This window comes from Kitasatospora sp. NPDC028961 (genome assembly GCF_055564815.1).
The window spans coordinates 647,346-666,908 of record NZ_JBVHVO010000002.1 but is presented as its reverse complement, the minus strand read 5'-3'; the positions used below and the strand labels follow the sequence as shown (position 1 = coordinate 666,908).

Annotated in this window: 14 protein-coding genes and 1 pseudogene; 9 read left to right on the top strand and 6 right to left on the bottom strand. The window is 76.1% G+C overall.

The genetic code is table 11. The features are described from left to right. The first annotated feature begins 213 nt into the window (after positions 1-213). The 4 genes from ACZ4UX_RS07075 (at position 214) to ACZ4UX_RS07060 (ending at position 7,479) form a co-directional block, all read left to right on the top strand. On the top strand, positions 214-1,899 hold the full coding sequence (locus ACZ4UX_RS07075; protein WP_465705905.1) for a hypothetical protein: 1,686 nt from the start codon (positions 214-216) through the stop codon (positions 1,897-1,899). Positions 1,900-2,067: 168 nt separating this feature from the next. Then, the gene (locus tag ACZ4UX_RS07070) at positions 2,068-4,929 is read left to right on the top strand and encodes a hypothetical protein (protein WP_465705904.1); all 2,862 of its coding nucleotides are present in this window, start codon (positions 2,068-2,070) and stop codon (positions 4,927-4,929) included. Then, positions 4,926-6,065: a ComEC/Rec2 family competence protein gene (locus tag ACZ4UX_RS07065; protein WP_465705903.1), complete on the top strand. Its 1,140-nt coding sequence runs from the start codon at positions 4,926-4,928 to the stop codon at positions 6,063-6,065. Before ACZ4UX_RS07070 ends, ACZ4UX_RS07065 begins: the two co-directional genes overlap by 4 nt. Position 6,066: 1 nt before the next feature. After that, positions 6,067-7,479, top strand: a complete 1,413-nt coding sequence (locus ACZ4UX_RS07060; RefSeq protein WP_465705902.1) for a patatin-like phospholipase family protein — start codon at positions 6,067-6,069, stop codon at positions 7,477-7,479. Between the two features lie 127 nt (positions 7,480-7,606). Here ACZ4UX_RS07060 and ACZ4UX_RS07055 read toward each other — a convergent pair whose 3' ends face one another. Continuing rightward, complete coding sequence (locus tag ACZ4UX_RS07055; RefSeq protein ID WP_465705901.1) at positions 7,607-10,396, bottom strand: M4 family metallopeptidase; 2,790 nt, start codon at positions 10,394-10,396, stop codon at positions 7,607-7,609. Between the two features lie 388 nt (positions 10,397-10,784). On the opposite strand from ACZ4UX_RS07055, the gene ACZ4UX_RS07050 reads away from it, so the two are divergent. Continuing rightward, positions 10,785-12,032 (top strand): alpha/beta hydrolase family protein, encoded by a 1,248-nt coding sequence (locus ACZ4UX_RS07050; protein WP_465705900.1) that lies wholly within the window; start codon positions 10,785-10,787, stop codon positions 12,030-12,032. A 16-nt stretch (positions 12,033-12,048) separates the two neighbouring features. Here the strand turns inward: ACZ4UX_RS07050 and ACZ4UX_RS07045 are convergent, their stop codons facing one another. Beyond that, positions 12,049-12,558, bottom strand: coding sequence for a mycothiol transferase (locus ACZ4UX_RS07045; protein ID WP_352298064.1), 510 nt, complete (start codon positions 12,556-12,558; stop codon positions 12,049-12,051). 267 nt (positions 12,559-12,825) lie between these two features. Here ACZ4UX_RS07045 and ACZ4UX_RS07040 point away from each other — a divergent pair, with 267 nt between their 5' ends. Beyond that, on the top strand, positions 12,826-13,881 hold the full coding sequence (locus ACZ4UX_RS07040) for an NAD-dependent epimerase/dehydratase family protein (RefSeq protein ID WP_465705899.1): 1,056 nt from the start codon (positions 12,826-12,828) through the stop codon (positions 13,879-13,881). Between the two features lie 88 nt (positions 13,882-13,969). Here ACZ4UX_RS07040 and ACZ4UX_RS07035 read toward each other — a convergent pair whose 3' ends face one another. Both ACZ4UX_RS07035 and ACZ4UX_RS07030 read right to left on the bottom strand, forming a co-directional pair. Continuing rightward, on the bottom strand, positions 13,970-15,115 hold the full coding sequence (locus ACZ4UX_RS07035) for a sensor histidine kinase (RefSeq protein ID WP_465705898.1): 1,146 nt from the start codon (positions 15,113-15,115) through the stop codon (positions 13,970-13,972). Then, complete coding sequence (locus tag ACZ4UX_RS07030) at positions 15,112-15,903, bottom strand: response regulator transcription factor (protein WP_465705897.1); 792 nt, start codon at positions 15,901-15,903, stop codon at positions 15,112-15,114. Before ACZ4UX_RS07030 ends, ACZ4UX_RS07035 begins: the two co-directional genes overlap by 4 nt. Positions 15,904-16,069: 166 nt before the next feature. Here ACZ4UX_RS07030 and ACZ4UX_RS07025 point away from each other — a divergent pair. From ACZ4UX_RS07025 to ACZ4UX_RS07015, 3 genes and pseudogenes are all read left to right on the top strand, one after another. Further along, a pseudogene (locus ACZ4UX_RS07025) lies at positions 16,070-16,798 on the top strand (glycosyltransferase family 2 protein); the annotation flags it as partial. After that, positions 16,775-17,533, top strand: coding sequence for a TIGR04282 family arsenosugar biosynthesis glycosyltransferase (locus ACZ4UX_RS07020; protein ID WP_465705981.1), 759 nt, complete (start codon positions 16,775-16,777; stop codon positions 17,531-17,533). The pseudogene ACZ4UX_RS07025 and the gene ACZ4UX_RS07020, both read left to right, overlap by 24 nt. Continuing rightward, positions 17,530-18,198 carry a class I SAM-dependent methyltransferase gene (locus tag ACZ4UX_RS07015; protein WP_465705896.1) on the top strand — a complete coding sequence of 223 codons (669 nt, stop codon included), beginning with the start codon at positions 17,530-17,532 and terminating at the stop codon, positions 18,196-18,198. The genes ACZ4UX_RS07020 and ACZ4UX_RS07015 overlap by 4 nt, the downstream gene beginning before the upstream one ends. Here ACZ4UX_RS07015 and ACZ4UX_RS07010 read toward each other — a convergent pair. Both ACZ4UX_RS07010 and ACZ4UX_RS07005 read right to left on the bottom strand, forming a co-directional pair. Beyond that, positions 18,173-18,826, bottom strand: a complete 654-nt coding sequence (locus ACZ4UX_RS07010) for a cytochrome b/b6 domain-containing protein (protein WP_465705895.1) — start codon at positions 18,824-18,826, stop codon at positions 18,173-18,175. The two genes, ACZ4UX_RS07015 and ACZ4UX_RS07010, sit on opposite strands and share 26 nt — an antisense overlap. Beyond that, entirely contained in the window at positions 18,810-19,523 is a 714-nt protein-coding gene (locus tag ACZ4UX_RS07005; RefSeq protein ID WP_329485856.1) for a molybdopterin-dependent oxidoreductase, read from the bottom strand. The genes ACZ4UX_RS07010 and ACZ4UX_RS07005 overlap by 17 nt, the downstream gene beginning before the upstream one ends. Positions 19,524-19,563: the final 40 nt, after the last annotated feature.

The following is a 19,563-nucleotide window of genomic DNA, read 5'->3' as shown; positions in this document are numbered from 1 at the left end:
CCCCTCCACCCACGCCCCGTCAGCGGCGTTTTTGGTGGGGGGGAGTTTAAGGACACCCCCCCCCCCCCCCCCCCGGGGGGGGGGGGGGGGGGTCCGCCCCCCCCCCCCCCCCCCCGAGGCCGCAGCACGACCGCCGGACGGACCGGACCCGGGGCGTTGTGTCAGAGTGGCCCGGGCCCCGGGGCGGGGCGGGGGCGTAGGACGGTGGGGTCGGTGGACGACGGGCAGGAGCGGTGGCGCGCCGGGCAGGCGGTACAACTGCTGGGCTGGGTCGCCTCGTTGCTGCCACCGGAGGCGCACCGCCGGGCGATCGCCGAACTGGGCGGCGCCGAGCACGTGGCCGCCGAGGCCGCGCGGGTGCGGGGGCCGGGCCACCGTCCGGCCCGTACCGACAGCAGCCCGGTGGCCGCCGGGACGGGCGATCCGACGGCCGGGCTGCGCGCGGCCCGGTCGGTGCTGGAGTGCGACGCGGTGCTGGCCGCCGCCCCCGTGGACTGGCCGGCGCTCGCCGCCGCCCATCGCCGGGAGCCGTTCGAGCGCCGCCAGCGGCGCGCCCTGATCGCGCGCCGGGACTGCCCCGACGCGTTCACCGCCGAGCTGCTCACCCCCTGGGAGCCGGCGGTGGCGAACCGTCTGGTGGCCCGCCAGCAGGAACTGCCGCCCTGGGCCTGGCGACCGGGGCTCGCCCGGATCGGCGAGCTGCGGCCGTCACTGCTGCGCCACGTGCTGACCGGGGAGAACGCGGCCGACCTGCTGCACGCCACCCCGCGGGTGGACCTGCTGGTCACGGCCGTCGACGGCTACGACCACAACCACCGGCAGGTCCACGGCTTCTGGGAGGCCGTCGGCGCGGCGCTGCGGGCCGGGACCGGCGCCGATCCCGGGGCCTGGCGCACCGCAGCGGAGCGGTTCCCCGGCCACCGCGGCAGCCTGCGCGGCCTGCTCCGGGGCCTCGGCCGCCCGGCAGCCGGGGCCACCGGGCGGCCCGACCTGCGGGTTCTCGTGCAGGCGCCGCCGGAGGTGCTGGCCGCGCTGGTCGGGCGGCTCGGCGACGACGAACTGGCCGCGATGGCCGAACACCCGTTGCGCCGGCTCCGGACCAGGGAGTACTTCGCCCGGACCGTCCTCGACCGGCTCCACCGGGCGGGCGTGCCGCCCCGGGCGCTCTTCGCCCGCTGGGCCCTGGGCGTGTACGGCCACGGGGACGCGACCGCGATCCGGGCCTGGCTCCACGGCCTGGACGACCGGCTGGACCAGTTCATCGACCATCTCGCCCACACGGACGCCGAGTTGCGCCGCCTGCTGGCCGAGCGCCGGCCGCCGGAGCCACCCGCCGCGGACCTCCCGGCCCGGCTCCGGCGGTGCGCCGGGCCGGTCGAGGCACAGGCGGTGCTGGACGGCAGCCGCCACGCCTGCGGCGGCCCGCCGTGGGCGGAACTGGTACGGGCCCACGCGCGGACCCCGCTGCCCGAGCCGGTGCTGTGCGTGCTCGCCGACCGCGCCGGGTTCCCCGACGAACTGGCCCGTGCCCTGCCCCGCGAGCGGCTGACCCGACTGGCCCCGCACGGGCCCGCGACCGCCCGGGCCGCACTCGCCGACCTGCGGACGACCTCCACCGCGTCGGACCTGATCGAACGCGTCCGCCGGGCGGCGGTGCTCGACGACCGCGAACTGCTCGCCGCGATCCGGCCCGCGCGGCAAGCCCTGCGCCACGGCCACCACCTCCCCCGGCGGGCCCCCGGACGCGACGCCTGGGCCACTCGCTGCGCCGAACTGGTCGGGCAGGCCACCGAAGCGGCGGGCCCCGGTTTCTGGCGGGCGGCGGCCGAGCTTCTGCCCGGCCACGACGGCTCGCTCCCCGAGTTCCTCGCCGCTGTGGGATCACTGCCGCGCACCTGATGCGCGCCGCCGGAGAGTCAACTGCTCGACGGTTCAACGTTTGAGACCGCAGTCCTTGCCCGCGGGCGGTACCCCCCGGGGGCCGGCCCGTCTGTGGCAGAGTGGAAGGGCCGGGAGACCGACCTGGTCGTGGGTGGCCTCCTGGCGGAGCCGGTGACGAGGTCTCCCATGGCTGAGCTGAGCCAGATCCTCTCCATCGCGCCGGCGGCCCTGGCGGCTGCGGGTCTGATGGGTGGGGAGGGTGCGGGCCCGACCGGCGGAGCACTCGGGGCGCTCGGCGTGCCGGAGCGGGGGTCGTGGGCGTGGCGGCTGCCGCCTGGGATCCGCACCCGGATCGCCGGGGACACCGGGCTCCAGGACGAGCTGACCCGCGCCTGGGACGAGGCCGTCGCGGGCACCGCCCCCGTCCGGCTGGCCCTGCACGACGTACCGCCCAGCCACCGGCGCCCGCTCGTCGAACGGTTATCCGCCCTGCGCCCCGCCGTCGGCGCGGTATACGTCGCGGACGTGAGCCTGGCACCGGATCCGCCCTGGCACCGGCCCCTACGGGTCGGAGCCGTAGGGGCCGACCCGGCCGGGGAACTCTTCGACGGCCTGCGCTCCGATCCGAGAATCGCGGACACCCACACCCCCGGTGAGCCGGACGACCTCCTGGTGGTCTCCGGTGCGACCGGGCTCACCCTGCTGGAGCAGCACCGCGACGGCGTTCGCGCCACCTGCGTGCTGTGGTGCGCCCCGCAGCCGCCCGGGCGGGCCGAACTGGCCCGGCTCGACGGCGCGGCGCGCGGTCTCGGGGCCTCCGGCTGGATCGTCGCCGACCTCTCCGGGACCGGTGCCGCCGACTGGCTCCGCCTGCTGGTCCACGGGCTGCTCGACGACCGCCCGCTGGATGAGGCGGCGGCCCGGGCGGGCTCCTGGCTGACGGTGGCCCGCCCCGGGCTGGTCGAGCGCCGCGCGCTGTCCGACGCACTGCCGTACCCGGCCGCTTCCGAGGCGGTTCGGGGCCGCGGGCCTGCCGCCGAGCCGGGCGGCGAGGCCACACCGGCTCCCTGGTCAACCGCACCTCCTGCACTACCTGAACCCCCTGCGCCACCTGCGCCACCTGCGCCACCTGCGCCAGCGAGTCAGCGCCCCGGCGATCGAGCCCGCGGCGGAGCGGGCGGCGCCAGGCGCCCCCGGGGCCGGCGCAGGCTCGTCACCGCTCTGCGGGTGCCCCGGCGGGCCGGTCCGGCGCCCGGCCGGCCCGATGCCCGCTTCCTCCAGGCGCTCGTCGCCGTCCGAGCGACGGGCGAACCGCGCCGGCAGGCGTTCCTGCCCGGCGCCGTGCACGACATCCACCTCCGCGTCGGGCCCGGCAGCCCCGAATGGCACGCGGCCGCCGAGGAGTTCCCCGAGGAGGGGCTGTCGTTCCGAGGAACCGGGGCGCGACTCGTCGTCGAGTTCTACGAGGAGCGGAGCAGCGCGAGCCGCCACACCTCCAAGGCGATCGTCCTGCCGGACCGGGGTGCGTCCAGCGAGGCCGTGTTCCCGGTCGCGGTGGGGCCGGACGAGCGGGAGATCCGCTGCGGCGCCCGCGTCTACCACCGGGACCGGCTGTTGCAGCGGCTGGAGCTGACCGGTCCGGTCGGAGCGGCCGACCGACCCGTCGCCGGTCGGGAGATCACCGTGCACGGCGAGGTGTTCAGCTCCCTCAGCGACAACTCCGACAGCTCCGACAGCTCCGACAGCACCGACACCGCAGGCACCGCAGGCACCGCAGGCACCGCAGGCACCGGCGACCGCCGGGCGGCGGTCATCCGCATCGACAGCGACGACCGGGCCGACATCCGCCTGAACGGGACGAGCACCCCCGTCCGGCTCGCCGACCTCGACCGGTTCAGGGCCCTGATCCAGCAGCTCCTCACCGACGACCTCGACCGGCAGCTCGGCGCGCCGGCGACGGAACTCCCGCCGCCGGACGCCCTGCTGCGCGGCCTCGCCCAGCAGGGCAGCACCCTGTTCGACCAGTTGGCGACGCTCGGCCTGGGAAGCCTGAAGGACGTCACCTTCCTCCAGGTGGTCTCCGCCGAGGCGGCCGAACTGTGGCCGGTGGAGTTCGTCTACGACTACGGCTACCCGCAGGACGGCGCCACGCTCTGCGCCCACTGGCGCGAGGCCCTGGCGACCGGCACCTGCTCCTGTCGCCGCGGCGCCGGCAGCACCGACGGCACCGGCCGCCGGACGATCTGCCCACTCGGGTTCTGGGGCCTGCGCATGGAGATCGAGCGGCGGGTGGAGCGCGACCGGCTCACCGGCACGGTCGTCGAGCCGGACGCCACGGAGCGCGGCCGGGCGCTGCGGCCGGTCGACAGCGTGCTCTTCGCGGCGAGCGACAAGGTCCGGGCGCAGGACCGCACGGCCACGGCGGCGGTGCTCCGCACCTCGTTCGGCGCCGACGGGCTGCACACGGCGACGAGTTGGCGGGCCTGGCGGCAGGTGGTCAGGGCCCAGGGCCCGCCCCTGCTGGTGGCCCTGCCGCACAACGCGAGCGACGAGGGCAGCACCGCCGTGCTGGAGATCGGCAAGACGAACCGGCCGAGCAGGCTCGCCGCCGTGCTGATCGACCGCCGGTACATCCTGTCCGACCGGCACGACGGCGGCACCGGCCCGATCGTCATGCTGCTCGGCTGCACCATGGCGCAGGCCGAGGTGCGCTGGCAGAACGTCGCGGCGAAGTTCCTCCAGGAGAGCGCCCCCGTGGTGGTCGCGACCCTCGTACCGACCCTGGGCCGGCAGGCCGCCGTGATGGCGGGCATCGGGGCCGCGACGCTCGCCGACCGGGCCAGCGACGGGAAGAGCGTCGGCGAGCTGGTGCGTGACATCCGCCGGCTGCTGCTCGCCCGGGGGTTCACCCTCGCCATGTCGATCGTGGCCTTCGGCGACGCCCGCTGGCTCGTCGAGAGCCCGGCCGGCAGCACGGCCATCAGCACGGCCATCAGCACGACCGCGAACGCGGACGCGGCCGGAACCCCCGTGGGAGGCACGCCGTGATCACCGTGCAACTGCTGCCCGCCGCACACGGCGACGCGCTGTGGATCGAGTGGCCCGGGCCGGGCGGCGAGGTCCACCGGATGCTCGTCGACGGCGGACCGAACACCACCTACCGGGCCGTCTTCGACCGCGTCTCGGCGCTGCCGAAGCCGGACCGGCACCTGGACGTGCTGGTGGTGACGCACGTGGACGCCGACCACATCGAAGGCGTCGTACGCCTCCTCCAGGACCGGACCGCGCTCGGCCTGTCGATCGGCGACGTCTGGTTCAACGGCTGGCCGCAGCTCACCCAGGACGCCGACCTGCTCGGCGCGGACCAGGGCGAGATGCTCCAGGCCCTGATCGGCAGCCAGCACCTCGCCTGGAACGCGGCGTTCCGCACAGCCCGGGTGGAGGCGCCCGCCGTCCGGGTCCCGGCCCGCGGGCCGCTGCCTTCGGCCGTACTGCCGGGCGGCGCCCGCGTCACCGTGGTGTCCCCCGGCGGGGCGGAGCTGCTCGCGCTGCGCAAGGAATGGACCAAGGTCCTCAAGGGCCTCGGGGTGACCCCCGGACGCCCCGGGGAGGCGCTGGAACGGCTGGCCCGCCGCAAGGACCTGCGCGGCCTGGCCGACGACCTCCTCGGCGGCGAGCGGGTGGACGGCTCGGTCCCCAACGGATCGAGCATCGCGTTCCTGCTGGAGGTCGGCGACCACCGCGTCCTGCTCACCGGCGACGGCCACGGCGACGTCCTGGCGCGCGGTCTGACCCGGCTCCTGGCGGAGCGCGGTCCGGAGCCCGGTCCGGAGCGCGGCGCGGACCGGCTGGCGGTGGACGCCCTCAAGGTGCCGCACCACGGCAGCGCCGCCAACACCACGGACGAACTGCTGGCGCTGCTCGCCACCCGCCGCTTCCTGATCTCGACGAACGGCGACAAGTTCAAGCACCCGGACCGGGCCGCCGTGCTGCGCCTGATCGGCACCCCGGAGCGGACCCCCGGGCCGCCGGAGCTGGTGTTCAACTACCGGAGCCCCACGACGGATCCGTGGGCCGACCCCGACCGGCAGCGGACGCTCGGCTACACCGCCGTCTACCCGCCGGACGCGCCGGGCCCGGCGACCCCGGCAGCTCCGGCGGCGGGCACGACCGTGGAGGTCTGACATGGCGAAGATCGGTGTGGCCCTCTCCGGTGGCGGCTACCGCGCCACCATGTGGGGCATCGGAGCCCTCATCTACCTGGCCGACGTCGGGCGGCACCGCGAGGTGGTGGCGATCTCCTCGGTGTCCGGCGGCTCGGTCGCCAACGGCGTGGTCGCCCACGAGACCGACTACCGCGACGGCCCCGGCACGGAGTTCGCCGACCGCGTCCGCCCGTTGATCCGCCACTGCGCCCACACCGGCCTGTTCTTCTGGGGCCCGTCGACCAACGCGTACGTGCGCTCGCTGTTCGTGCTCGGCGGCGCGGCCGCCGCGGTCACGCTCACCGGGGTGATCGTCGCGGCGGTCGACGGCGTCCGGCTCCTCTCCGGCCTCCTGCTGGTGGCCGGTCTGCTGCTGTCCGTCGGTGCGCTGCTGTTCTTCGAACGGCGCAGCGCCGTCGTGGACACGGCCCTGGCGCGCGAGCTGTTCAACCGGGACGGCGTCGCCACCGGGCTGCGCGACGTGCGGCGCTCGGTCGACCACGCCTTCTGCGCCACCGAACTGCAGAGCGGCGACCACTTCTACCTCTCGCCCGCCTTCACCTACGGGTACCGCTTCGGCACCGGCGGCCCGGGCGACCTCGCGCTGTCCACCGCGGTGCAGGTCTCGGCCTGCCTGCCGGGTGCCTTCGCCGTCCGGCGTCTCCCCGCCGCCCGGCACTACGCGGCGGCCGGTCCGAACGGGTCCGCCGCCGGTCCGGGCGGCGGCGATCCCGCCGCGACCGCCGCCGAGCTGGTGCTGACGGACGGCGGGGTCTACGACAACATGGCCGACCAGTGGCTCACCGCGCTCGCGGACCGGGCCCGGCGCGCCGACCGGCCGCCCGCGCAGTACGAGGTCGACGAGATCGTCGTGGTCAACGCCTCCGCCGGGATGACCTGGCGCCCGCTCCCCCGGTCCCGGCTCCCGCTGGTCGGCGAACTGGCCGCCCTGCTGCGGATCAAGAGCGTGCTGTACGACGTCACCACCAGCCATCGGCGCAACACCCTGGTGCGGTGGTCCGAGCGCCCCGCACCCGAGGGCGCCCCGGTGAGCGCGCTGGTCCACATCGCGCAGTCCCCGTACCGGGTGGCCGACGCGTACGCCGCCGCCGGGGACCGCTGGCCGGAGCGCGCCACCCGCGCCAAGGAGGTGCTGGACGCGCTCGGCGACGACCCGCGGAGCCGGGCCGCCTGGCAGGACCTGGCCCGCCGCAGCAGCGGCACCCCGACCGTCCTGCGCAAGCTGGGCGCCGACACCACCACGGACCTGCTCTTCCACGCCTACACCCTCGCCGCGTGCAACCTGCACGTCCTGCTCGGCCACCCGCTGCCCCCGACCCTGCGGGACCGCCAGTACTTCGCCGACCTCGTCGGCCGCCGCGCCGGGCCGTGACCGGACGCCCGACCGGACGCCCGACCGACCGAGCGCCCGGCCGAGCGGGGGCGGGGGAACCACCCGACCCGGCGGCGGGCCCGCACGAAGGGTGCGGCCCGCCGCCGGGCACGGAGTGCGCGCAGGGTCAGCAGCCGCCGGCCGGCCGGTCGCGGACCACCAGGTCGCTGCGGCCGGCGGTGGCGTCCACCCAGACCACCCGGGTGCCCTGCTCGGCGGCGGGCCGGTACTGGCCGCCGCGGTTGCAGGAGACCCGCTCGGGCGTGCCGCCGGCGAGCGGGACCTGCCAGAGCTTGGGCAGCGCGGCGTTGCTCCACTCGCCCCGCTGATCGTCCGTGCCCACCTGGTAGGTGACGGCCCGGTCGGAGGCGGTGAGGGTCCCGTTCGACGGGGCGGTCGGCCCGTCACCGGACACCACGTCGGTCACCCCGGAGCCGTCCACCGCGCCGGAGCGGATCGAGGTGCGCCTGCCGCCGTCGCCGGAGGTCTCCGTCCAGACCAGCCGCCCGCCCGTGAGCAGGGCCGGTCCGACCTTCGCCTTCGAGGCCGGCACCACGTACTGGGCGGTGACCTCGCCGAGCGCGATCGAGTAGACGGTCGGCGCGTAGACGTCGGTTCCCTGGTCGCCCACCCAGCGCTCGGTCCAGCCGAGGACACCGTCCTTGAGCGTCACGCTCAGCACGTCGTGGCCGGCGGGCAGCGGCAGCGGCACCGCCGGTCCGCCGTCGTGGGAGAGGAAGACCCGGTTCAGGTTGACGCTCGGGTCGCTCGCCCGGAACGCGATGTCGCGGCCGGACACCCGGACGTCGGCGGGGAGCCGCGACGGGGAGGAGTAGAGGGTACGGACCGGGCCGCCGGCCAGCGAGCGGGTCAGCACCTCCATCTTCCAGCTGTCCTGACCCTGGCCGCCCAGCGAGATCCACGCGGCGGACGTGCCGTCGGTGGCGGGGTAGCCGTGCGCGCGCCCGTCCTCCGGGCTGAGCCGGGTCGGGCTGCCGCCTCCGGTGATCGGGCCCGTGTACAGCGCCTCGGTGGCACCGGGCCGCTCGGCGCTGGCCATCACCCAGCGACCGGCCGCGACCGCCGGGGCGCCCGTGCCGGTGATGCCGCGCAGCAGCGTGCGGCTGTCCGTGCCGATCCGGCTCTGCCAGCCGGCCCGGATCCCGTGGGCGTCGAACGCCCCGGCCACCGTCCGCAGTTGGGCCCGGCTGAGCCCGAGGTCCTGGCCCGCGGCGAGGACGGCGTTGCGTCCCGCGACGAAGTCGTCCAGCGGGGTGAGGTAGGCGGCGAGCGCGCGGTAGACCACCCGGTCGGCGGTGAGCGGGTCCAGGGTGCGCCGGATGTCCCAGAGCGCGCCGCTGAAGATGGTGGAGTTGAGGTGCACCCCGCCGCTGTCGACGTCGGTCGGCACGCCGAGGTAGTCGTCGACGGTGGTCCGGTGGTTGTCCAGCCGCCGGCTCCCCGCGCAGGCCTCCGGGGTACCGGTCCGGCAGAGGTTCTCGCCGAGCAGGCCCGCCTTCGGGTCGGTCATCGGGATGCCCCGGGCGGTGACCTCGATGGCGTTGCCGAAGTAGTCCGCCAGCGCCTCGTCCATCGCGCCGGTCTGGCCGGCCATCAGCAGCCCGGCGGTGTTCTCGACGACACCGTGGGTCATCTCGTGGCCGACCACGTCGAGCGCGACGGAGAACGGGCGGAACTTGTCGTTGCCACCGCCGTAGACCATCTTGGTGCCGTCCCAGGACGCGTTGGCGAGCGGCTCGCCCCACGCGGTCGCGTTGACCACCGAGATGATCGGTCCGGCCTTGCCGTCCAGCCCGTCCCGGCCGAGCCGGTCGCGGTAGAAGTCGTAGACGATACCGGCGTTGACGTGCGCGTCGGTGGCGCCGACGGTGCCGGTGGCGGCGGGGAAGTCCGGACCGGGCGCGTGGACCACGGCGAGGCCGGTGGGCAGGCCCGGCCCGACCCCCTCGCCGGCCGCGTCGTAGGTGGTGACGGCGGCGGGCCGGGTGAGGTCGCTGAACTGGTAACTCCCGTCCGGGAGGCGGCCGATGTCCACCTTGACCGGGCGGCCGAAGAAGTCCGGCGCGGTACCGGTGGCGGGCTCGACCCCGGCCGCCGCGGCCCCGGTGGCGGTGCCCGTGGCGGCGCCGGTACCCGGGGTGCCCGCCGGGGCCGAGGAGCGGGAGTCGTGGACGAGGGCGACCACCCCGAGGTTCGCGTCCACGTAGACCTCGCGGGCCTGCCCGCCGCCCGCCGGGTCCGCGGCCCGCACGGTGAAGTGCTGGGCCAGCCGGCCGGTGCCACCGGGCACGACCACCGCGCCGTGGTCCTCCACGGTGGCCCCGGCCCGGGCGCCCGGGTCCTTGATCTCGCCGAGCGCCAGGTCGCGCAGCACGGCGGCCGGGACGGTGGCCGTCGTCGGCGCGGTGAGCCCGGTGAAGTACTTGCCGCCGACGGACTCGACCCGCTGACCGGCGCCGTCACCGGTCAGGTGGACCAGGTACTGCGCGCCCAGCACGGGCACACCGCCGTGGTACTGCTGGAACCTGACGGTGCTCCGGCCGTCGGCGCCGCGCTCGGCGGCGACCTCGGTGAGCTGCCCCGGGTCGATCCGGTAGCGCTCCGGGTGCGCCGCGAGGTGGGCCCGGGCGGCGTCGGTCGGGCTGCCCGGCGCCGGCTCATGGAGGCCGGTGACCAGTTGCGGGGTGGCGGTCTCCTGGCCGTCCACCAGCGTGGGGACGGGATCGGGGTCGGCGGCCGGCGCGGCCGGAACGGCCAGCGCGGCCGGAACGGCCAGCGCGGCCGGAACGGCCAGCGCGGCCGGAACGGCCAGCGCGGCCGGTGCGGCGAGGCCGAGGCTCAGAACGGCGGCCAGGCCGGCGCCGAGCGCCTTGGGCGTGCGAGAGCGTTGGTGCACTGCGGTCCTCCCGTGAACAGCGGAACGGATGCCGGTGGCACCTACGCGTGCCACGGCGGATGACGGCGCGTCAGTCGCCCACCGACTCTTCGCCGCCGCGGAGTTGACGGCAGGTCGGAGGGCGCGCGGGTCACGAGGACCGCGCGGCTGACGATCACCACGAGAACCATAAGTCGCCGGACGCGATATGTCGATAGACGGTATATGCAGTCCTTCAGAGGAAGGTGTACGCACCGTGCGCCGCCGGATTGACTCGTTCGGGTGGCATCGGCGGCGCCGGCGGATGGAACGGGGCGCGGTGGGTAGTCCCGCTGCGCCACCCGCGGCCGGCGCCGGTCACCCCGCCGCCCCGGCCGGCGCTGTTGGAGAAGTCGACGGAAGGAAGCCCGTGAACGACACCTCGCCGGTCCTCGACCCGGTGGAGAACGCGCCCGCCGGGGAGGCGTTCTACACCCCGCCCGTCCCGCTGCCCGACGGCGTCCCGGGGGACGTGATCCACGTCCGGCGGCTGGACAACATCACGGCGGAGCTGGAGTCCGGCGAGAACTGGCTCGTCCTGTACCGCTCCGAGGACGTGCGGGGCCGGCCGGTCGCGACCTCCGGGATCATCGTCCTGCCGGACCGCGACGAGCACCCGGTGCCCGAGGGTGGCTTCCCCCTGGTCAGTTGGGCCCACGGCACGGTGGGCCTCGCCAACACCGTGGCGCCGTCACGGGACTGGGGCGACACCGGCGCCTCCCCGATGAACGTCTACCCGAACCACCTGCTCAACACGTTCCTGCGGCGCGGCTGGGCGGTGGCCATGACGGACTACGAAGCCCTCGGCACCGGGACGGAGGAGCACATCCACCCCTTCCTGCACGGGCACTCGCAGGCGAACGGGATCCTGGACATCGTCCTCGCCGCCCGGCGGCTGTTCAGGGGCGCGATCGGGGAGCGCTTCGCGATCGTCGGGCACTCACAGGGCGGCCAGGCCGCGCTGTTCGCCGCCCACCACGCCCACGGCCGGATCGACGGCCTGGCCGGGGTCTGCGCCATCGCCCCGGCCAACCACTCGCTCGGCCTGGTCCAGGCCGGCGCCGCGCAGCCGGAGGCCGGCGAGGGCTTCGCGTTCACCCCGCTGTTCCTGGCCGGCGCCATCGGCGGGGAGCCCTCGATCGATCCCGCCCAGGTCCTCTCCGACCGGGCGTACCGGCTCTGGCCGCAGGCCCGGCACCGCTCCCGCGCCGCCCTGAGCCGGTCCGACTCCTGGGGCGGCCTCAAGGGCACCGAGCAGTTCCGGGGCGCCTACCCCGAACAGCCCAATGCCCACCAGCGCCTCTTCGAGCAGGAGATGGCCAAGATGAACCCCGATGTCGAGATCAGGGTCCGGGTGCGGATCACCCAGGCGGCCGACGACGAGCGCGTGTACGCCACGCTGCCGCCTCCGCTGCACGGCACCGACACCCTGGTGGACGAGCTCAACGCCACCAACAAGGCGCACGGCATCGAGGTCGAGTACGAGCGCTACCGGGAGGGCGACGTCCAGGTGCCCGAGCTCGAACCCCGGAAGTCGCTGGGCGTGCACTTCGCCACCATCGACCACGACACCGCGGCCCTCACCGGCTGGGTCGGCGACCGCTTCGACGAGGCCTGACGCCGGCCGCCCGGGGTCAGCCCCGCCGGAGCACGCCGCGGACGAAGGCCGCCTGGCCGATGTGCTGGAGGTCGTCGGAGATGACGCTGACCAGGCGCACGCCCAGGGTCACGGGCGGGCTCCAGGCCTCGTCCACGACCCGGTCCAGCGCGGGGCCGGTCAGACCGCGGACGAAGGACAGCGTCCGCTCGTGCACCGCGTCGTGGTAGCCGGTGAGCAGCTCCGGGGAGTCCACGCGGACGGCCGCGACATCGCGGGCGCGGTGACCGTAACCGGTGGCGGCGGCGGGGAAGCCGAGGGCGAAGCGGTCGAACCAGCCGTCGGCGGTCCAGATCTGTTCGGTCCCGGCGGCATCGGCGATGTGGTCGTCCTGGATGCGGGTCAGGTGCCAGACCAGCCAGACGATCGAGTTGGCCTTCGGGTCGACGCGCTCGGCCAACTCGTCGGCGGTGAGGCCGTCCACCACGTCGTGGACGGCCTCGTGGATCCGGCCGAAGGCATCGGCGAGCAGATCGGCGCTCTTCATGGGGCTCCCCCGTCCGGGCGCACCGCCCGTCGGCATCGGTGACTGCCAGCATTGTGGACCAGCGGAGGCCGCCCGGCCCGGACCGACAGGCCCGGGGCGGGCGCGCAGAGCCTCGGGCCCGGGGCGGCGCCGGCCCGCCGGCCGTCGCCCCGCGCGACGCACACGGCGGAGCACGGACGGCGGGTGCACGGCCCGGTGCTTACCGAAGCATGACGCGATGCCCTGCGTCGCTCCCCCGGCCGTCACCGGCCGGTAGCGTCGCCGGGCATGAGGATTCTGGTCACCGGCGGCGCCGGGTTCATCGGTTCGGCCGTCACGCGCGCCCTGGTCACGGCGGGTCACGAGGTCCGCGTGCTGGACGCGTTGCTGCCCGCCGTCCATCCGTCGGGAGCCGCGCCCGAACTGCCGGCCGGCGTGGAGTTCCGCCACGGCGACGTCCGCGACGCGTCGACGGTCGAACGGGCGCTGGCCGGGGTGGACGCGGTCTGCCACCAGGCGGCGATGGTCGGTCTCGGCCTCGACCTCGACGACGCGCCCGAGTACGTCGGCTGCAACGACCTCGGCACCGCCGTCCTGCTCTCCGCGATGGCCCGGGCCGGCCTGCGGCGCCTGGTCCTGGCCGGGTCGATGGTGGTCTACGGCGAGGGCCGGTACACGTGCCCGGCGCACGGCGAGGTGGCGCCCGGCCCGCGGCGGCCGGAGGACCTCGACGCCGGCCGGTTCGAACCGCCGTGCCCGGTGTGCGGCGCCGCGCTGCGGCCGGGCCTGGTCACCGAGGACGCGCCGGGCGACCCGCGCAACGTCTACGCCGTCACCAAGCTCGCCCAGGAGCAGCTGGCCGCCGCCTGGGCCCGCGCGAGCGGCGGGTCGGTGCTGGCGCTGCGCTACCACAACGTCTACGGCCCGGGCATGCCGCGGAACACCCCGTACGCCGGAGTGGCCTCGCTGTTCCGTTCCGCGCTCGCCCGGGGCGAGGCTCCCCGGGTCTTCGAGGACGGCGGTCAGCGCCGGGACTTCGTCCATGTCGACGATGTCGCGGCGGCCAATCTGGCGGCCCTGGGGTCCGTCGGCGACCGCCCGCCGGGCAGTACCCGGGCGTACAACGTCGGCAGCGGCGAGGTGCGCACGGTCGGCGAGACGGCCCGGGCGCTGGCCGACGCCCACGGCGGCCCGGCGCCGGTGGTGACCGGCCAGTACCGGCTCGGGGACGTCCGGCACATCACCGCCGACTCCTCCCGGCTCCGGGCCGAGCTGGGCTGGCGGGCCCGGGTGCCGTTCCGGGCGGGCATGGCCGAGTTCGCGGCGGCGCCCCTGCGGGTCTGACCAGGTCTGCCCCGGGCCTGCCCCGGCCCGGCCCGACCGGGCCGTTCGGGCCCTGAGAACGGCGCCGAGAACGGCCCGGCCCGGGCGGTCAGCCGCGCGCCGCCGGGAGCGCGATCTCGAAGCAGCAGCCCCCGGTGACGTTGTGCACCCGGGCCCGGCCGGCGTGCGCCTCGACGATGCCGCGGACGATGGCCAGCCCCAGCCCGGCGCCGCTGTCCCCGCCCTCGCCGCCCTCACCGCGATCGCGGCGCGGCGTGCGGGCGGCGCTGCCGCGCCAGCCGGTCTCGAAGACCCGCGAGAGGTCCTGCTCCGGGATGCCGCCGCAGCCGTCGGTGACCGAGAGCACCACCTCGTCCACCTCGCGGCGGGCGGAGACGGCGACCACACCGTCCTGGGGCGTCGAGCGGATCGCGTTGACCAGCAGGTTGCCGAGCACCCGGGTGATCTCACCGCTGTCCACCTCGACCGGCTCGGCGGCGACCTGCCGGCCCTCCAGACGGACGCCGCGCTGCCGGGCCAGCGGGTGGGCGCCGGCCAGCGCGTCGTCGACCAGGTCGTAGACCGACACCCGGGCGAGCGACAGCGACAGCGCACCGGCCTGGATCCGGGAGAGTTCGAAGAGGTCGTCGACCATCCCGGTGAGCCGCTCGACCTCGGAGCGGATCCGCTTGAGGTACTGCTCCGGCCTTTCGGCCACGCCGTCCTCCAGCGCCTCGGCCATGGCGCGCAGGCCGGCCAGCGGGGTGCGCAGGTCGTGGGAGATCCAGGCGATCAGCTCGCGCCGCGAGGCGTCCAGCGCCTGCGCCCGGGCGCGGGACTCGGCGAGCCGGGCGCTGGTGGCGGCGAGTTCCTCGCTGAGCTGGGCCAGTTCGAGCCCGAGCGGGTGCGCGGGCGCGGTGAAGCCGGCGTCGCTCCCGACGGTGCGGGCGGCTTCGGTGAGCGCCCGGCTGCCGGCCACCACCTGGCGGCCGAGCAGTGCGGCCGTGAGCAGTGAGACCACGGAGGCCATCCCGAGGACGGTGATCACCACCCCGAGGTCGTGTCCGGAGAGGAACATCGCCTGGGCGACGGCGAACGTCCCGGAGGTGACCGCGAGGACGGTGACGACGGCGACGCAGAAGAGCGAGAGCGCCATCGAGCGGCGGCGCAGCAGTCGCACCGCCACCCAGCCGAGCAGACCGGCACCGGTGGCGCCGAGCCCCGCGAACAGGGCGATCAGCAGCAGGTCCTTCACTCCGAGCCGTCCTTGCGGTCCGTGCCGTGTTCCGTCGTCGCCCCTGGCGCGTCCGCCGTCACCGGGTCGTAGCGGTAGCCGACGCCCCAGACGGTGGTGATCAGGGTCGGTGCGGCGGGGTCGTCCTCGATCTTCTCGCGCAACCGGCGGACGTGGACGGTGACGGTGGACAGGTCGCCGAAGTCCCAGCCCCAGACCTTCTGCATCAGATCCTGCCGGGCGAAGACCGTCCGGGGGTGCCGGAGGAGGAACGCGAGCAGGTCGAACTCCCGGAGTGTGAGGAGGAGTTCACACCCCCTGCGGTGCGCGCGGCGGGCCTGCGGGTCGAGCGTGATGTCCCCGGACACCAGCGGCCCGGGGGCCGTGAGGGCGGGCGCGGCGGCCCGGGAGCGGCGCAGCACGGACTGGACCCGCAGCACGAGTTCACGCGGGCTGAACGGCTTGGTGACGTAGTCGTCCGCGCCCAGTTCCAGACCGAGGATGCGGTCCGCCTCGTCGCCCTTGGCGGTGAGCATGACCACCGGCAGGTCGGCGCCGGCCTCGGTGGCGCGCAGCCTGCGCAGCAGTTCGAGGCCGTCGATCCCGGGCAGCATGAGGTCCAGCACCAGCAGGTCGGGGCGGTGCCGGCGCGCCAGGTCGAGGCCCTGGTTCCCGTCGCTCGCCCGGTCGACCCGGTGGCCGGCCCGGGTGAGGTAGCCGGCGACCACCTCGGCCACGGTGAGGTCGTCGTCGATCACCAGGATGCGGGCGGGGTCGGGTGGTCCGCCGGAGGCGGGGCTCTCGTTCACCTCGCCGAGGATACGAGCTGCGGGCGGCGCCGGACGGGTCGCGCCGGCGCACGTTCGGGTTCCGTAAGATCGCGGGCGCGGCCGGGCCGGGGCGGTGCCCGCCGTTGGACTTTCGTAAGGGCGCGGTTCGGCCGCCGCCGGGCCGGCCGCCCTTAGCGTGGCCGACGTGATCTCTCCGACTCCCCCCGTACCGTCCGCCGGACCGCCGTCCGCCGATGTGATCCTGCCCTGTCTCGACGAGGCCGCGGCGCTGCCCTGGGTGCTGGGGCGGATCCCCGCGGGCTGGCGGGCGATCGTCGTCGACAACGGCTCCCGCGACGGCTCCGCCGACCTGGCGCGCTCGCTGGGCGCGACCGTCGTCGAGGAGCCGCGGCGCGGCTTCGGCGCCGCCTGCCACGCCGGACTGCTCGCCGCCACCGCCGAGCTGGTCTGCTTCCTGGACTGTGACGGTTCGCTGGATCCCGCCCAGCTGCCGCGGGTGGCCGCGCCGGTCCTGGCCGGTTCGGCGGACCTCGTGCTGGGCCGGCGCATGCCGGCGGCCGCCGGGGCCTGGCCGGCGCACGCCCGGCTGGCCAACGCCGTGCTGGCCCGCCGGCTGCGGGCGCGGACGGGGGCGCCGCTGCACGACCTCGGGCCGATGCGGGCCGCCCGCCGTGAGCGGTTGCTGGCCCTGGGCCTGGGCGACCGCCGCTCCGGCTACCCGCTGGAGATGGTGCTCGCCGCCTCGGCGGCGGGGATGCGGATCGCCGAGACGCCCGTCGACTACCTGCCGCGCACCGGTCGCTCCAAGGTCACCGGCACCGTGCGCGGCACCCGGCAGGCCGTCCGCGACATGCGGGCCGTGCTGGCCGCGCCGCCGGCCACCCTGCTGGTGATCGCCAAGTCGCCCGTCCCGGGGCGGGTGAAGACCCGGCTCACCCCGCCCTGCACACCCGAGCAGGCCGCGGCGCTGGCCGAGGCCGCGCTCGCCGACACCCTGGCCACCCTCGGCCGGGTGCCGGCCGGGCGGCGGCTGCTCGTGCTGGACGGCGAGGCCGGGCGCTGGCTCCCGCCGGGCTGGCAGGTCGTGCCACAGCGGGGCGGCGGGCTGGACGAACGGCTGGCGGCCGCCTTCGCGCACGCCGCCGAGGCCGCCCCGGAGGCGCCGGCGCTGCTGGTCGGCATGGACACCCCGCAGGTGGACGCGGCGCTGCTCGCGGAGCCGCTGTCGCCGGCCCGGCGCGGGGGCGCCGACGCCTGGTACGGGCCGGCCGCCGACGGCGGGTTCTGGGCGCTCGGGCTGGCCCGGCCGACCGGGGAGCTGGCCCGGCGGCTGCTGCTGGGGCTGCCGATGTCCACCCCGGAGACCGGGCGCGCCCTGCTCGACCGGCTGACGGCCGAGCGGCTCGCCGTCCACCACCTCCCGGTGCTCACCGACGTGGACACCGTCGCCGACGCGCGGCTGGTCGCCGCCGAGGCTCCGCACAGCGGCTTCGCGGCCCGCCTGCGCGCGATGAAGCTCGCCGACGCGATGAAGCTCGCCGACGCGGTCGAGGCCCACGACGCGATCGAGGCGGCCGGCGCGCTCGGGACCGCTGGCCCGGAGCAGGCCGACGACGCGCTCGGGACCACCTCGGAGGTGACGCGATGACCGTCGCCGCCGGAGCGTGGGTGGACGACCCCTTCGCCGAGGCCGTCCGCACCGGGCGGGGCCCGCTCTGGCTGCGGCGCGAGGACGGCCACCGGATCCCGCTGGACGTCGAGCGCTGGTGCGCACCCGCCGCCGGGGCGGACCACGGGCTGCTGGAGCGCTGCCGCCGGCTGACCGCGCCGGTGGTGGACCTCGGCTGCGGACCCGGCCGGCTGGTCGCGGCCCTGCTGGAGCTGGGCGTACCGGCGCTCGGCGTCGACATCACCGGAGCGGCGGTGGACCGCACCCGGCGCCTCGGCGGCCCCGCCCTGTGCCGCTCGGTGTTCGACCGGCTGCCCGCCGAGGGCCGCTGGGGCGGGGCGCTCCTCGCCGACGGCAACCTCGGCATCGGCGGCGACCCGGGGCTGCTGCTGCGCCGCGGCGCCGAACTCCTCGCGCCAGGAGGCGTGCTACTGGTCGAGGTGGATCCGCGGGAGATCGACGAACGGATCACCGTCCGGGTGGAGGGCTACGACGGTCGGCTCGGTCCGCCGTTCGCCTGGGCCCGCTGCGGCGCGGCGGCCACCGCCCGCCGGGCCGAGCGGGCCGGGCTGGTCGAGACCGAGCGCTGGTCCGCCCTCGGCCGCCGGTTCCTCGCCTTCAGGAGGGCGGCCCGTCCCCGCTGACGGGCAGCGCTTCGGCGTCCGCCGCCGGGCGCTCCTCCAGCCACAGCGGGTGCTCGCGCTCGGCCCAGCGCCGGTCGACCAGCCCGGTCCGCATGCCGCGCCGGGCCTCGGGGTCCCGGACGGCCATCCAGACGTGCCCGGCGGTCACCACGGCGATGGCCGCCGCGAGCCAGTCGTGGACGAAGGTCGCGCCGGTCCGCCAGGCCGTCGGCGCCAGGTGGGTGAGCCACATCAGCAGGCCCGTCCCGAGGATCACCAGCATCGCGCCCAGCGTCCACTGGGCGTAGAGCTTCTGCCCGGCGTTGAACTTCCCCGCCGGGCGGTACGAGGCGCGGGCCCGGGTCGCCCGGAGCCAGACCCAGTCCGCCGGGTGGAAACGGCTCAGCCTCGACACGTCCGCCCGCACCGCCCGGAAGGCGAGCCCGAGCAGCAGCGGTACCGGCAGGGCCAGTCCGCACCAGACGTGCACGGTGACCACCAGGCGTCGGCGGCCGACCAGTTCGGCCAACGGCGTCAGGTAGAGGCAGGCCGCGGTGGCCAGGCAGACCAGCATCAGGGCCGCGGTGGTGCGGTGCACCCAGCGCTCGGCGCGGGCGAAGCGGAGCAGGAGGTCAGGCGGTCGGGGCATCGTCACGTCCGTTCGAGCGGCCGACCCAGGCGTCGACGTCGTAGCCGTTGCGCTCCCAGTACCCGGGCTCCACGGTGTCGGTCACGGTGATGCCCGACAGCCACTTCGCCGACTTGTAGAAGTACATCGGCGCCACGTACAGGCGCACCGGTCCGCCGTGGGAGTGGGAGATCGGGGCGTCCTGGAGCTTGAGCGCGACCACCACGTCGTCCCGCCGGGCCTGCTCCAGGGTGAGGCTCTCGGTGTACTCGCCGTCGAAGCAGCTGAACCGGACCGCCCGGGCGCCAGCCGAGACGCCGGCGGCGTCCAGCAGGTGTGCCAGCGGCACGCCCTCGAACGGGGTGTTCGGCACCCGCCAGCCGGTCACGCACTGCACGTCGCGCACGATCCGGCGCTGCGGCATCGCCTGGAGGTCGGCCAGCCGGTAACTGCCGGGGCGCTCCACCAGGCCGTCCACCGTGAGGCTGTAGGTGTCGGGGCCCCGGGAGGGCACCGAGGCCACCACGGAGTAGTACCGGAAGCCGCCGCCGCCCGGCAGCAGGCCGGTGAGCCCGGTCGGGTCCTGGCCCGCCAGGGCGTCCTGGGCGCGTTGGAGAAAGGGTCCGGCCGCCACGCCGGCGGCGCCGAGGCCGACCAGGCCGAGCACCACCCGCCGGCCCACCGGGGTGCCCCGGGATCGCTTCGCTCTACTGTCCACGGCTCGATTGGAACAGCCGGCCCGTACCCGCGACCAGCCC

Coding starts and splice junctions, on each gene's coding strand:
- ACZ4UX_RS07070 (WP_465705904.1), top strand. CDS start 2,068: ATGGCTGAGCTGAGCCAGATCCTCTCCATCGCGCCGGCGGCCCTGGCG.
- ACZ4UX_RS07060 (WP_465705902.1), top strand. CDS start 6,067: ATGGCGAAGATCGGTGTGGCCCTCTCCGGTGGCGGCTACCGCGCCACC.
- ACZ4UX_RS07045 (WP_352298064.1), bottom strand. CDS start 12,558: ATGAAGAGCGCCGATCTGCTCGCCGATGCCTTCGGCCGGATCCACGAG.
- ACZ4UX_RS07040 (WP_465705899.1), top strand. CDS start 12,826: ATGAGGATTCTGGTCACCGGCGGCGCCGGGTTCATCGGTTCGGCCGTC.
- ACZ4UX_RS07015 (WP_465705896.1), top strand. CDS start 17,530: ATGACCGTCGCCGCCGGAGCGTGGGTGGACGACCCCTTCGCCGAGGCC.
- ACZ4UX_RS07010 (WP_465705895.1), bottom strand. CDS start 18,826: ATGCCCCGACCGCCTGACCTCCTGCTCCGCTTCGCCCGCGCCGAGCGC.